The following is a 13,976-nucleotide window of genomic DNA, read 5'->3' on the forward strand; positions in this document are numbered from 1 at the left end:
GCCCGCAGCGTCCTTCCCCGAAACCAAGCCCGCTACGGCGGCGAACAAGACCCAGGCTGCCGCACTGACATGACCCCTGCTCGCCCCGCCATCCTGTTGTTCGGTGCCTGGCTTGCCTGCGCCAACCTGCCCACCACCCTGGCCGCCGAGGTGCCGCTTGAAGGCGTGGCCTGGGAACAGGCCGACCAGGCCTACCGTAGCTACCAGTCGGGGCGCTACCGCGATGCCCTGCAACAGGTGGATGCTGCCCTCAAGCTGCGCCCGGACGTGGCTCGGCTGAACCTGCTCAAGGTCTACACCCTGCAGAAGCTCGGCCGCCGTAACGAAGCCCGCCAGGCCGCGCAAAGCGCGCTCAAGCGCGGCGTGCGCGACCCCGGCCTGCAGGCGGCAGTGACCAACCTGCAACAAAATGCCCCGGCCGCCAGCGGCCCGGCCCCCTCGGCGGCTTACCAGCGTGGCTTCCCGCTGGCGACCAAGGCCTACGCGGCCTACAACGCCGGTGACATGGCCGCCGCCGAGCGCGATGGCGAGCGGGCGTTCCGCACCGACCCAAGCCAAGGTGCCTGGGCCCTGCTCTGGCTCGACAGCCTGGAGGCGCAGCAACGCTGGGCCGAGGCCGCCACCGCCGCCGGCACCGCGATCAGCCTGGGCGCCCCCAACACCAGCGACCTGGAAGCCCGCCGCCAGACCCTGAACCGGCGCATGGCCGTGCGCCCGGCCGAGCAGGCCTATCAGGCGCTGATCGCCAACCGCCCCGGCGATGCCGTGCCGCTGGCCCGCGAAGCCGTGCGCCTGGCGCCGGACATCGCCAGCCACCGCCTGCTGCTGGTGACCGTGCTGCTGCTGGACAACCAGCCCGCCGCCGCCGAGCAAGCCGCCAACCAAGCGCTCGAAGCCGATGACGAAAGCACCGTGATGCTGGTGATGCGCGGTTACCTGCGCCAGTACCAGGGCAACGCCCAGGCGGCCGGCAGCGACTTCGACAGCGCCCTGGCCCAGGACTGGCTCGACGAGGAACAACTGCGCAACGTGCGCCTGATCGCCATCGACGCGGCCTTGGCCGGCGGCGACAAAGCCCGCGCCACGGCCCTGCTTGCGCCCATGGACGCAAGCGACGAAGCCGTGGGCAAACGCCAGCAGGCCCTGGCCGACGCGCGCACCCCGGCCACCGCGCTGAACCTGAGCAACTACCCGGCGCCGCGCCAGTCGTGCCAGGACACCCCCTACGGCACCCAGTGCGAACTGCTGCCCGCCGATGCCGGCGGTGCCGCCGGCCCGGCCTCCGAGGCCTATGCCGCCTACGCCCGCCAGGATTACCAGGAAGCGATCGCCCAGGCGCGCAAGGCGGTCGAACAGGACCCGGACAACCTCGAGTTCCAGCGCCTGCTCACCACCGCCCTGGCCGCCGGCAACCCGCAGCAGGCCGCCGAAGCCGAGCAGCGCCTGAGCGACGCCATCGCCCGTACCCCAAGCGATGCCGATCTGCTGATGCAGCGCGGCTACCTGCGCATGCGTACCGCCCAGCCCGCCCGCGCCCGTGAGGACTTCCGCGCCGCCCGCGACACTGGCAAGGCACCGAAGACCGTGGTACTCGACGAGGCCTACGCGCTGTCGGCCATGGGCGAAAAACCGGCCGCCGTTCGCCAGCTCAAGCACGCCATCGACATGGATGATGCCGGCACCCTGCAGCTGGATGAACAGCAGCGCCACAACACCCGCAGCGCCATCACCGCCTATGACCGCGAATGGGGTGCCACCGTGACCGCCAGCTACCGCGGCGCGCGCCCGAGCACCACCATCGCCAACGCCGGGCAAAGCTCGGCCGGCGACTCGATCTTCAGCACCGCCGAGCTGTACTGGCGGCCCAGCCAGTTCAATGACCAGAACGGCGTGCTGGAGGTGTACGGGCGGTTGAGCAATACCCTGTGGGATGAAGGTGGCAAGTTCCGCTCCAACGGCGCGGTCGATCCCTGCACCAAGCAGGCTCTGGATGCCGGTGGAGTCAGCGATTCGCAGTCGGTGACCGGTTTCCCCAGCACCATCGGTGCCCTGGGCGTGCGCTACACCCTGTCCGACACCGGCTTCACCTTCGGCATCGAGCGGCGCTTCCTGCTGGGCAGCGCCACCCGTGAAGGCACTGCCAACCCGGGCAAGAACACCGATCGCTGCGATTTCCAGACAGCCAGCCAGGCCTCCGGCATGAACGGCGCGCTGCTGCGCTACAAACTCAAGGACAGCGCCGGCGGCTGGCTCACCTACGCCACCTATGGCTTCTACCGCGGCACCGAACTGCGTTTCGACGAGAGCAGCTGGTGGACCGTGGATGCCTATTCGCAACTGGGCTATTCGCTGGAGGACAACCCGGCCAAGTGGACGGTCTATGACGTCGATACCCGGGGCTCGCGTACCGAAGCACAGGCCCAGGCCGACGGCCGCCTGAAGCGCGAGCAGCTGTTCCTCAGCAACGAAATCCGCCTGGGCCGCAGCTACAAGCTGCTGCCAGACGTCGTGCTGTTCCCCCATGTGGTCGGGGCCGCCGACTGGATCTGGCAGAAAGACCAGGCCACCGGGCTACACGGTGCCACAGGCAGCAACGAGATCATGGCGGCGCAGCTGGAGGGCCAGAGTTTCTCCCTGACCCGCGACCAGGGCTCCTGGTCCATGGCCGCCGGCCCTGGCGTCGCCCTGCGCTACTACTTCCGCGAAGACCATTACCATACGCCCCGCTCCTACCTGGACTGGACGGCCCAATACCGCTTCGCCATTGGCGGCGGTGCCTCCGACCGGGCCGAGGGCCTGTTCATGAACCTGACTCTGTCGTATTGAGGACCCCCGCCATGCTGCCGTCTTCTGTGCTCACCCGCTCTTTCAAAGGCCTCGCCGCCAGCCTGCTGGCCGCAAGCATCGGCTTTGCCATGCCCGCCGCCCAGGCCGATGACTCGTCGATCGTGCTGCGTGGCAACGACGGCTGGCTGTTCCCTGGCTGGGGCAGCCTCACCGAGGTCGACAGCCGCGGCATCGAAGCCTCCACCGCGCTGATCAAGGACGCCCAGCAGGCCCTGGCCGCGCGCGGTGTGCAGTTGCAGGTGCTGGTGCTGCCCGACAAGACCCGCTTCTACCAGGACAAGCTGCCCGCCGGCAAAGCCCTGAGCCCTGCCGTGCAGCAGCGCTACCAGACCATCCTGGCCAGCCTGCGCAAGGCCGGCATCAGCGCCATCGACGACGAGGCCGTGCTGCGCCAGCTCAAGGACGGCGGCAAGGACGTGTTCTACCGCACCGACCAGCACTGGACCCAGGCCGCCGCCGATGCCACGGCGCAAGCCACCGCCGAGCAGGCCCGCCGCGATGTACCGGCGCTCAAGGGCAATGCCGGCAGTGGCATGCAGCTGGGCAGCGAGTTCAAGGAGCGCCGCTACGGCGACCTGGCCGAGCGCTTCCTCACCCCCGAGCAGCGCAAGCAGACCGGCCGCGAAACCTTCACCGTGCGCCGTCAGGCCGCGGCCAACGGCCTGCTCGACGACGCCCCGGCGCCGCTGCACGTGACCGGCCACAGCATGGTGCAGCCGTACTTCGGTTTCCCGCAAAAACTGTCCAACAGCATCGACCGCCCGGTGTCGGTGAACTGGAAGCCCGGCAACGTCGGCCAGTGGATCATGCTGCTGGAGTACCTGGAGTCGGCCGACTTCAAGCGCAACCCGCCGCAAGTGCTGGTGTGGCAGATGTTCGAGCCCACCTACGCCCAGGGCCCCCAGGCCAGCGGCCTGTGGGACAACGCCTCGATCATGAGCGCCGACAGCTGGCGCCAGCGCCTGCGCGCCGCTGCCGGAAAGTGAGCCATGGCTGAACAGGCGAGCCCCGTCACCCCTTCGCACCGTGGCTACACCGCCGCGGTGATCGGCCTGTTGCTGCTGGCCCAGGCCTGTGGCCTGTGGCTGCTGTTCAACAGCAAGCTCGATGCTGCGCAGCTGCAGCCGGCAGCCTGGTTCGACGGCGAGGCCGGCAAGGCCCTGGGTGATGCGTTGCAACCCGAACTGCAGAAGAACGCCGACACCCTGAGCGCGGCGGTGCGCTATCGCCTGCTCGGCGACTTGGGCGACCAGGTGGTACAGGGTTGCCCCGGCTGGCTGTTCTACCGCGACGGCCTGCGCGCCCAGGCCGGTGTAAAAGGCGCCTATGAAGCGCGCCTGCGGTTGATGCAGCACTGGGTCGGGCAACTGCGCAGCCAGGGCCTGCAGGTGCTGCTGGTGGCCGTGCCGGACAAATCCCGTATCGAAAGCCAGGCCCTCTGCGGCCTGCAGCAGTCGCCGCAACTGCAGGCGCGCCTGGGCCAGTGGCAAGCCAGCCTGGCCAGCCAGGGCGTGCCCTATGCCGACCTCGGTGCGGCCTTGGCCCACGGCCCGCAAACCCCGCCGCAGTTCTTCCGCACCGATGTGCACCTCAATGCCGACGGCGCCCAGCGCGCCGCCGATGCCGTGGCCGCCAGCGCCCTGACGCTGCTCGATGGCAAGCGCGACCAGCTGTTCACCAGCTCCCAGGTTGGCGCCGCGCAACCGCGCATGGGCGACCTGATCGTGCTGGCGGGCCTTGAGCACGCCGCCAGCGCCTGGCGCCCGGCCGTGGAAGACGAACACCCGCAGCAGATCCAGGTGCAGCGCGGTGGCGGCCTGCTCGACGACACCCCGCCGGTGCAGGTGCTGCTGGCGGGCAGTTCCAACGGCCGGCGCAGCGCCTTTGCCGAACGCCTGGGCCGCAACCTTGGCCAGCAGGTGTGGAACCAGAGCCTGGACGGCGGCCAGTTCAGCGGTGCGCTGCTGGCCGCGCTGGGCAAGCGTGAGCGCTGGCCGGCCAGCCTCAAGCTGGTGATCTGGGAATTCTCCGAAAGCGCCCTGTCGCTGCCATTGACCGCCGACGAGCGCGCCGTGCTGGCAACGCTACCTGAACCGCAGGCCGACCATGCTCTTTAACTCCTACCTGTTCCTGCTGCTGTTCCTGCCGCTGACCCTGGCCGCCCACTACCTGATCGCCGCCCGCAGCCTGCGCGGCGCCGCGCTGTGGCTGTGCGTGACCTCGATCGTGTTCTACGGCTGGTGGAACCCGCAGTTCGTGCTGCTGCTGATCGGCTCGATCGCCTTCAACTACCTGGTCAGCCTGGCCATCCTCGGCACGGCCGGGCGCTCGCGCCTGCAACTGCTGATCACCACGGCCGGGGTCGGCGCCGACATTGCGCTGCTGTTCCACTACAAGTACTTCGTCACCCTGGTGAACTTCGCCCAGGACTGGGGCCTGGCCGGCACCCGCCTGGACGACATCATCCTGCCCCTGGGCATTTCGTTCTTCACCTTCACCCAGATCGGCTTCCTGCTCGACTGCCGCGCCGGCATCGTCAAGGAACGCAGCCTGCTCAGCTATGTGCTGTTCGTGACCTTCTTCCCGCACCTGATCGCCGGGCCGATCCTGCACCACAAGGAAATGATGCCGCAGTTCGCCCAGCCGGATAACTACCGGTTCCGCGCCGAGAACCTGAGCGTTGGCGGCATGCTGTTCGTCATCGGCCTGGCCAAGAAGGTGCTGCTGGCCGACCCGATCGCGCCCTATGCCGACGCCGGCTTCGCCGACCCTGGCAGCCTCGGGTTCTGGGCGGCGTGGGGCACCGGCATCGCCTACGCACTGCAGCTGTACTTCGACTTCTCCGGCTATTCGGACATGGCCCTGGGCCTGGCCAAGATGTTCGGCATTCGCTTCCCGCTGAACTTCAACTCGCCGTACAAGGCCAGCAACATCATCGATTTCTGGGCCCGCTGGCACATGACCCTGACCCGCTACCTGACCGCCTACCTGTATTACCCGGTGGCCATGGCAGTGTCGGAATGGCGCGGCAAGCGCGGGCTGCCGGTCGGCACCCAGGGCGCGGCAACGCCGGGCGGCTTCGCCGCGGCGATCATCCTGCCGACCACCTTCACCATGGGCCTGGCGGGCATCTGGCACGGCGCCGGCCTGCAATTCTTGATCTTCGGCCTGCTGCATGCCGCCTATCTGTCGATCAACCATGCCTGGCGCATCTTCGTGGTCGGGCGCAACAGCAAGGCCACGCAGCACCCGCTGAAAGTGGCGGGCTACGTGCTGCTGACCTTCGCTGCGGTGATCATTGCCCAGGCTTTCTTCCGCGCCGAGTCCACCCATGATGCGGTGTTGCTGATCGAGGGCATGTTCGGCCTGCGTGGCCTGGGCAGCCTGCCCGAGGTACTGTACCCGGCCGGTATCGCCTGGGGTGACGCCTGGCGCCTGCTGGTGGGCCGCCACCTGGAGGCGCTGCACGTACTGGCAGTGCTGGCCGTGGCCTGGTTCCTGCCCAACTCGCAACAGATCATGGGCGGCTTCTCGCCGTCCCTGGCCCGCGCGCAGCTCGACGGCCCGGCCGCGCTGCGCTGGGCGCCGACCCTCAAATGGCTGCTGATCATGGCGCTGCTGCTGGCGCTGTGCCTGATGAACCTGCACAAGGAAGCACGCTTCCTGTACTTCCAATTCTGAATCCATGGAGTGATTGACATGAGCGAACAAGCCCTCAAGCAACAACTGGCCGAAATCATCGAAAACGTGGTCGGCACCCCGGTGGCCCACGACGACCTGCTGATCGAGTCCGGCCTGGTCGATTCGATGACCGCGGTGGACATCGTCATGGCGGTGAAGAATGCGTTCGGCGTCAAAGTGCCGGCCACCGAGATCGACGAGCACCTGGAGTCGCTCGACGCCCTCGCCGCCTTCGTTCAGAACAACCGCTGAGCCTGCACAGGCCACCGCCCAGGAGAGTGCCGGATGCACTTCGATTTCGACCGCTGTGAGTTCGCCGACTGCCACCAGGGCGCCGACGCCCCTGCCCTGCGCGACGCCCATCGGGTAATGGACTGGGCCAGCCTGCAGCTGGCCGTCGAGGCCTGGACCCTGCGTGCCCGCGCGCAGGGCGTACTGCCCGGCACCGCGCTGGTACTCAGCGGCCACAAGCAGATCGAATTCGTCGTGGCCATGCTCGGCTGCCTGCGCCTGGGCGTGACCTATGTGCCGCTGGACAGCATCAACCCGCCGCAACGCCTGCAGCGCATCATCGAGCTGGTGGGCGCCGGGTATTGCTACGACGCCGAACAGGACCAGTTCCGCGCAGGCCGGGACTGCGCCGCACCACTGGCCGAGGCGGGCCTGGCCTACGTCATGTTCACCTCCGGCAGCACCGGCGACCCGAAAGGCGTGCAGATCGGCCGCGACAGCCTGGCGCTGTTCGCCGGCTGGATCCGCGACTGCCTGGCCCTGGGCGAACGGCCACGGTTCATGAACCAGATGCTGTTCAGCTTCGACTTCTCGCTGTTCGACCTGTGCGGGGCGTTGGCCCTGGGTGGCCAGTGCGTGCTGTGCCCGCGCGAGGTGATCGGCGACCCCGAGGGTTTTGTCGACTACCTGGCCGACAGCCAGGTACAGGTATGGGCCTCGACGCCGTCCTTCGTTCGTCAGCAGTTGCTCAACGACGCCTTCGACGCCCAGCACCTGCCTGCCTTGCGGGTGTTCGTGTTCGGTGCCGAGTCGCTGACCCCGACTTTGGCCAACCAGCTGTGGGAGCGCTTCCCCGAGGCGCGGATCATCAACTCCTACGGGCCGACCGAAGCCACCTGCTCAACCACCTGGATCGAAATCCTGCCGCCGCTGGAGAACGCTGGCCAGCCGCTGTCCATCGGCCGGGCCAAGCCCTATGCCGAGCTGTTCCTCGACGACGGCGAGCTGTGCATTGCCGGTGACCACGTGATGCGTGGCTACCTCAATCGCCCGGACCTCAGCGAGGCCGTGCTGTTCCAGCACAACGGCAAGCGCGCCTACCGCAGCGGCGACCTGGCCGAGATCGACGCGCAAGGCCGGGTGTTCTTCCATGGTCGGCGCGACGACCAGATCAAGCTCAATGGCTACCGCATCGAGCTGGGCGAAGTGGACGCCGGGCTGGCCAGCCTGCCAGGGGTCGACAGCGCCGCCACCATTGCCCTGCGCCGCCCCGACGGTGCACTGGTGCGCATGGTCGGTTTCATCGAAACCCCCGGGCACCTGCCGGCGGCCACCCTGGGCCCGTTGCCCGAGGCCCTGGCCGACTGGAAACAACGGCTGGCTGGCAGCCTGCCGTCCTATATGATCCCGTCCGAACTGCTGGCCTGCGGCCGCTTCCCCGGCACCCTGTCCGACAAGGTCGACCGCAAGCGCCTGGCCGAGCTGTACCAGCAAGCCCGGGTAAAACGCCCCAAGGAGACTGTATGAAAGCCCTCGCCCTGCTCACAGGCGCCCTGCTGCTGTGCAGCGCACTGCCCACCGTCGCCCAGGCCGAGGGCAAGCTGGCGCAGCTGTATGCGCCGCGTCCACCGGCTGGCTCGGCGTTCGTTCGCGTGCTGCAGCCAGCAGCGGGCGGCGCGCAGGTGCAAGTCGGGCATAACCCGGCGCAGCAGCTGGCGGCCGGCCAGCTGGCCAGCAGCTACAACGTGGTCAAAGGCGGCGAGCCGTTCACCGTGCTGATTGCCGGCAAGAGCGCCGGCACCCTCAGCGTGGCCGCCGACAGCTACCAGAGCCTGGTGCTGCACGATGGCAAGCTGCTGGTGCTGGACGACAGCGCCGCCAGCGACGACGCCTTGAAGGCCGAGTTGCGGTTCTACAACCTGGCCAGTGACTGCCCCGCCGGCCAGTTGCAGGTACAGGCCGGCCCGACCCTGTTCGCCGACGTGCCCCCGCAGACCAGCCAGGCGCGGGCGATCAACCCGGTGAGCGCCACCTTGACCGCCGGCTGCGGCGCGGCCCAGGCCAAGCCACTGCCCTTGCCACAGCTGCAACCGGGCGACCACTACGCGCTGTTCCTCACTGGCAGTGCCGAACAACCGGTGCTGCGCGGCGAGCTCAGCAGCACTGCACCCTACACCCGGTAAACCGCCATGCGCCCATTCTTTCGTGACGATCACCTGCTGTTTCGCGACCAGGTCCGGCGGTTTGTCGAAGAACGCATCCTGCCCCACTACGCCGACTGGGAACGTGAGGGCATAACGCCCACCGCGCTCTGGCGCGATGCCGGTGCCCAAGGCCTGCTGTGCCCGGCGCTGCCCGACCCCTATGGCGCCGGTGGTGACTTCGGCCATGCCGTGGTGGTGATCGAGGAGCTGGCCCGGGCCAACTGCCTGGGCATCGGCTTTTCGATCCATTCCGACATGGTCGCGCCCTACCTGTACAACCTCGGCACCCCGGCACAGCAAGACCGCTGGTTGCCGGCCATGGCCGCCGGCGAACTGATCGGCGCCATCGCCATGACCGAACCCGGCGCCGGCAGCGACCTCAAGGCCATACGCTGTCGTGCCCGGCGTGACGGCGAGCACTATGTGCTCAATGGCCAGAAGACCTTCATCACCAACGGCGTCAACGCCGGCCTGATCATCGTGGTCGCCAGCACCGAGCCCGACCTGGGCGCCCGCGGCCTGTCGCTGTTCTGTGTCGAAGCGGGCCTGGCGGGCCTGAGCAAGGGCCCGGCCATGGCCAAGATCGGCCAGCATGCCCAGGACACCTGCGAGCTGTTCTTCGACGAGCTGCGAGTGCCCGCCGACTGCCTCTTGGGCGAGGAAAACGCAGGCTTCGAATACCTGGGTCGCGAGCTTGCCCGCGAGCGCCTGGCCATCGCCCTGCGCGCCGCCGCCCATGCCGAGGGCATGCTCGAGCAGACCCTGGCCTATACCCGCGAACGCAAGGTATTCGGCAAGCGGGTCAGCGACCACCAGCACAACCGCTTCATTCTGGCCGATGCCCGTTCGCGGCTGACCATGCTGCGGGTGTTCCTCGACGACTGCGCACGGCAGCTGATCGAGGGCAGCCTGGACCCGGTGGTAGCGGCCATGGCCAAGCTCAATGCCAGCGAAATCCAGGGCCAGATCCTCGACCAGCTGCTGCAGCTGCACGGTGGTTATGGCTACAGCAGCGAGTACGGCATCGGCCGCGCCTGGGCCGATGCCCGGGCGCTGCGTATCTTCGGTGGCACCAGCGAGATCATGCGCGAGATCATCGGGCGCAGCCTCTGATTCAGCCGCGCAGCCAATCCTCACGCAGCCTGCGGGCGCGCGGGTCATCCCCCAGCGCCCACGGGTCGAGGGCAAACGCCACGACCTGCTCGGCGCCCGTGGTGCGGGCCCACTCCAACTGCCGCTGTACCCGGGCGTAATCCGCCGAGCGGGCCTTGAAGTCGGTGCCGTCGTTTTTTTCCGACGGCAACTGCTCGAACAACTCCACGACCACATCGAATGGCACCTTGCGCCGGCGCAGCTCCAGCAGCAGTGGTTCGATGGCCTGCAGGTTGGCCCAGCCGGCCACACCGACGCCATCCTGCACCACTGGCCGCAGCGCGGTGGTGTCGAGCAGCGTGCGCCATAGCTGCAGCAGCGAACCCTCGGTGGGCAGCACGCTGTGGTAGGTGGAAATCGACGGGATACGGTCGCTGTGCTGCCGGGTGCTGTCAGACATCGCCGCCAACCAGCCGGCCAGGCGCTGCTGGCTGTCGGCGCTGGCCCAGTGGTACTGCTCCAGTTCGTAGGGGATGTACCAGCCGGCAAAGGCGCGGTGCTGCGGCCAGGGCGCAGCAGCCATGTAGCCCTGCGCCTCGCCCAGGGCCTTGGCGAAGAACTGCGCCTGCCCCTGCGCGTCTGCCGACAGCGCCTGCCACCAGGCGTTGTCGAACGGCAGCCCGACTTGTACCTGCATGCCCTCGTCATGGGCGATGTCGAAGACGTTGCGCAGCATGTCCTCGGGGATCATCCACGGCGATTGCCCGCCGATCAGCCCGACCCACTGCAGCGTCACCGTGCGGCAGCCCATGTCGGCCATGGCCGCCAGGCGCTGGCGCCATTGCTGCGGGTTGAGGTCGGCGTGGCTCTTCCACAGTTGCAGGAAGCTGCCCTGCAGGCCGCTGGAGCGTGTGCAGCCCGGCAGGCTGGCGAGGATGGGTGCGGTGGCCAGCAGGCACAGCAGGCTGCGGCGGCTGAGGGTGGGAGCGGAAATGGTGAGGTCCTTTTCTGACGTGGTGCTGGAACGCAGCAGCCTACCTTAAATCGTCACCGCTGGCTGGCGCTGTGATGCGGGTCAAGACGTCTGTGCGCTTGTAATTTTTCCGTGATTGAACAGCCACGCAGTGGCGTCATCCCGTGTGGAGCACATTTGTACTCCCTGCGCGTGAGCAGTCGTCGAGTTCGCCCAACTGCCAATACCCAGGACTGCTGCGTTAGCACATATATATATTAACTACCTGAACGAAACCTGAAGCATTTTAAACTTAAACAAAATTACATGTTCATTCATGAAACCTTACGATCTTTCACACTTATTAAAATTGTTTCACACAAACACCTACACCTCTCCCATTTGCGTGATTGAAAAGTCAAACCTTGGCGTGGACAATAGCCGCTAGCGCGCTGCACGCCATGCCCTGCAAGCCTTTCGGCGGCGCACGCATTTATTCGACGATTATTCTGACTCGCTTTTAAAGTTGCCTATACACCCTGCCATGCTGGCGCACCAACTTATTACCTACACCGTATTCACATTACGTTGACATTGCATCACTTCAAATGCGCGTCACCCTATCCCCCGAGGTAAACCATGAACGCAATTAACCACGGTGAAGTTTTCACCGCCGCCGATTCGAGCGAGCACATCCTGTTGACCGGCGCCACGGGTTTCCTCGGTGGGTCGGTCGCCGCCCAGCTGATTGCCGACGGCCAGGGCCCCACCCTCGCCTTCCTGGTACGCGGTGACACGCCCGCGCAAGGCCTCGAACGCCTGCGCGCCAACCTGCGCCAACATGGCGTCAGCCAGGCCGACTGCCTGGCACTGGAAGAATCGCAGATTCTCTGCGGCGATCTGCTCGACACCTCCTGGCTGGCCGGGCAAACCCCGCGCCTGATGCAGTTCGACCGGGTGATCAACTGCGCCGCCGTGGCCTCGTTCTCGAAGAACCCGACCATCTGGCCAGTCAATGTCGAGGGCACCTACGCCTTCGCCGACGTGCTCAGCCGCTCCGCGCGCCTGAAGCGCTTCCTGCATGTCGGCACGGCGATGAGCTGCGGCCCGCAGCGCGAGTCGCCGATCAGCGAGTCGTGGGAGTTCCCCGAGGCCGAGCAGCAACTGGTGGACTACACCGCCTCGAAGGCCGAAATCGAGCGGCGCATGCGCGAAGAACTGCCAGGCCTGCCGCTGGTGGTGGCGCGCCCGTCCATCGTGGTCGGCCACAGCAGCCTGGGCTGCCAGGCGTCGGGCAGCATCTTCTGGGTGTTCCGCATGGGCTTTGCCCTGGAGAGTTTCACCTGCGGGCTCGACGAGCAGATCGACGTGGTCCCGGTGGACTACTGCGCCGAGGCGCTGATCGGCCTGGCACGCAAGCCCCAGCTCAACCACGACCTGTACCACATCTCCGCCGGCCACAGCTCGGCCTGCACCTTCGCCGAGATCGACCAGGCGTTTGCCCAGGCCAACGGTGCCGAGCCGGTTGGCGAGCGTTATCGCAAGGTCGATGTGGACGACCTCAAGTCCCTGGCTGGCAGCTTCGCCACGCGCATCGGCCCGGCCAACCCGCGCCTGGTACTGCGCGCGCTGCGCTTGTACAGCGGTTTTGCTGATCTGAACTACCTGTTCGACAACAGCCGGTTGCTGGAAGAAGGCATCGCTGTGCCGCCGCGCTTCACTGATTACCTGGACGTGTGCGTCAGGTCGTCCAATGGGGTGAGCATTGCCACCCAGATGCAGGCGGATTTCAAGTAGCTATGTGTTCGCCTTCAGGCGTTCTGCGCCTGTGAGATCGAGCGCCGCCCGCGCGGCGCATCGCTGGCAAGCCAGCTCCCACATCTGTTTCGGGCCAGTTACTCCTGCAGGTTCATCACTGTCCGCCTTGTTGGTACGACGCGGTTTCAGTGTGGGCGTTGCCGCCGCCCCACATGACTCAAGGCATGCGCCAAGGCAGGCGCCGGTACTTTCACAGGAATAATTGGCCCGAAACAAACTGTGGGAGCTGGCTTGCCAGCGATGCGCCGCGCGGGCGGCGCTCGATCTCAAGAGCGCTGCAGCAATACCGGCGAGCACATGGTGTGCCTTACCCCAATCTCCAGTCCGCCACCCTCTAGTCATATCTCGCATTTTTTTCACATCCGCCTCACCGTCTCCCAACATTCGCCTGCTTAAAGTGCCGCCACTCGCGATGCCTGTGGCCCAGTGCCGCTGCATCCAACATTGCTCACCCTCGGAGTGACTGCATGCTGCAAGGCACCCTCGTCAAACCCTCCTCCCTGAAGCCACCCCGGCGCCTTCGGCTCTCCCCCAGGGCATTGCTTGCCGGCCTGTGCGTGGCGTTAGCCCTGACTGCGGGCGTGTCTTTTGCCTCACGCACTCAGGTACGCGACCTCGGCAGCGAGCGACAAATGAGCCGCAGCGGTACCTATGCAGCCTGGGCCAAGGGCTCGGCCATCGTCCTGGTGCGTCACGCCGAACGCTGCGACCGCTCCCATGCCGCCTGCCTGAGCGACCCCGCCGGCATCACCGAGGACGGCAGCCGCGCCGCTGTCGGTGTGGGCCTTGGGCTCGAGCGCCTGGGGCTGCAGGACAGCGATATCCTGGCCAGCCCCGAGGTGCGTACGCGGCAGACGGCAGGTTTCATGTTCGGCAAGAACATCACCACCCAGGACTGGCTGGCTCGTTGCGATGCGACCTTCGCCAGCGCGGTGTTCGACCACAAGCGGCCCGGCCATAACCTGGTGCTGGTGACCCACAGTGGCTGCATCGACCAGCTCGAGCGGCAACTGGGCGTAGCCGGCGGCGAACGCAGCAGCGGTTATGCAAGTGCCTTGTTCCTGTCGCTCGACAGTGCCGGCAAACCACAGCTTCTTGGCCAGATGAACGCCACCCAGTGGCGCAACCTGGCCCCTGGCAAAGGGGTGTGA

General features: G+C 67.0%; 11 protein-coding genes. 10 read left to right on the plus strand and 1 reads right to left on the minus strand.

Going from position 1 to position 13,976, the window contains the following annotated elements; translation table 11 throughout:
• Positions 1–69 precede the first annotated feature (69 nt).
• Genes ACQ4N9_RS04810 through ACQ4N9_RS04845 form a run of 8 tightly spaced genes read left to right on the plus strand, consistent with a single transcriptional unit; the run spans position 70 to position 10,076 of the window.
• Positions 70–2,826 carry an NfrA family protein gene (locus ACQ4N9_RS04810; RefSeq protein WP_390970568.1) on the plus strand — a complete coding sequence of 919 codons (2,757 nt, stop codon included), beginning with the start codon at positions 70–72 and terminating at the stop codon, positions 2,824–2,826.
• Positions 2,827–2,837: 11 nt separating this feature from the next.
• Positions 2,838–3,833 (plus strand): alginate O-acetyltransferase AlgX-related protein, encoded by a 996-nt coding sequence (locus ACQ4N9_RS04815; protein WP_390970570.1) that lies wholly within the window; start codon positions 2,838–2,840, stop codon positions 3,831–3,833.
• Between the two features lie 3 nt (positions 3,834–3,836).
• Positions 3,837–4,964, plus strand: a complete 1,128-nt coding sequence (locus tag ACQ4N9_RS04820; RefSeq protein WP_390970572.1) for an alginate O-acetyltransferase AlgX-related protein — start codon at positions 3,837–3,839, stop codon at positions 4,962–4,964.
• Entirely contained in the window at positions 4,954–6,528 is a 1,575-nt protein-coding gene (locus ACQ4N9_RS04825; RefSeq protein ID WP_390970574.1) for an MBOAT family O-acyltransferase, read from the plus strand. Before ACQ4N9_RS04820 ends, ACQ4N9_RS04825 begins: the two co-directional genes overlap by 11 nt.
• Before the next feature lie 18 nt (positions 6,529–6,546).
• Entirely contained in the window at positions 6,547–6,780 is a 234-nt protein-coding gene (locus tag ACQ4N9_RS04830) for an acyl carrier protein (protein ID WP_125464092.1), read from the plus strand.
• A 33-nt stretch (positions 6,781–6,813) separates the two neighbouring features.
• Positions 6,814–8,286 (plus strand): AMP-binding protein, encoded by a 1,473-nt coding sequence (locus ACQ4N9_RS04835; protein WP_390970576.1) that lies wholly within the window; start codon positions 6,814–6,816, stop codon positions 8,284–8,286.
• Positions 8,283–8,942 carry an alginate O-acetyltransferase AlgF gene (locus tag ACQ4N9_RS04840; protein ID WP_390970578.1) on the plus strand — a complete coding sequence of 220 codons (660 nt, stop codon included), beginning with the start codon at positions 8,283–8,285 and terminating at the stop codon, positions 8,940–8,942. Before ACQ4N9_RS04835 ends, ACQ4N9_RS04840 begins: the two co-directional genes overlap by 4 nt.
• Positions 8,943–8,948: 6 nt before the next feature.
• A complete protein-coding gene (locus ACQ4N9_RS04845; protein ID WP_390970580.1) occupies positions 8,949–10,076 on the plus strand; it encodes an acyl-CoA dehydrogenase family protein in 1,128 nt (375 codons plus the stop codon).
• Between the two features lies 1 nt (position 10,077).
• Here ACQ4N9_RS04845 and ACQ4N9_RS04850 read toward each other — a convergent pair whose 3' ends face one another.
• On the minus strand, positions 10,078–11,088 hold the full coding sequence (locus tag ACQ4N9_RS04850) for a DUF4434 domain-containing protein (protein ID WP_390970592.1): 1,011 nt from the start codon (positions 11,086–11,088) through the stop codon (positions 10,078–10,080).
• Positions 11,089–11,646: 558 nt separating this feature from the next.
• Between ACQ4N9_RS04850 and cprA the strand changes: the two genes are divergently transcribed.
• The gene (gene cprA, locus ACQ4N9_RS04855) at positions 11,647–12,804 is read left to right on the plus strand and encodes a cationic peptide resistance protein CprA (protein WP_390970582.1); all 1,158 of its coding nucleotides are present in this window, start codon (positions 11,647–11,649) and stop codon (positions 12,802–12,804) included.
• A 488-nt stretch (positions 12,805–13,292) separates the two neighbouring features.
• A complete protein-coding gene (locus ACQ4N9_RS04860; protein WP_390970584.1) occupies positions 13,293–13,976 on the plus strand; it encodes a histidine phosphatase family protein in 684 nt (227 codons plus the stop codon).

Origin of the sequence: Pseudomonas sp. ES1 (genome assembly GCF_050586605.1) — a bacterium.
GTDB classification, from domain to species: Bacteria; Pseudomonadota; Gammaproteobacteria; order Pseudomonadales; family Pseudomonadaceae; genus Aquipseudomonas; species Aquipseudomonas sichuanensis.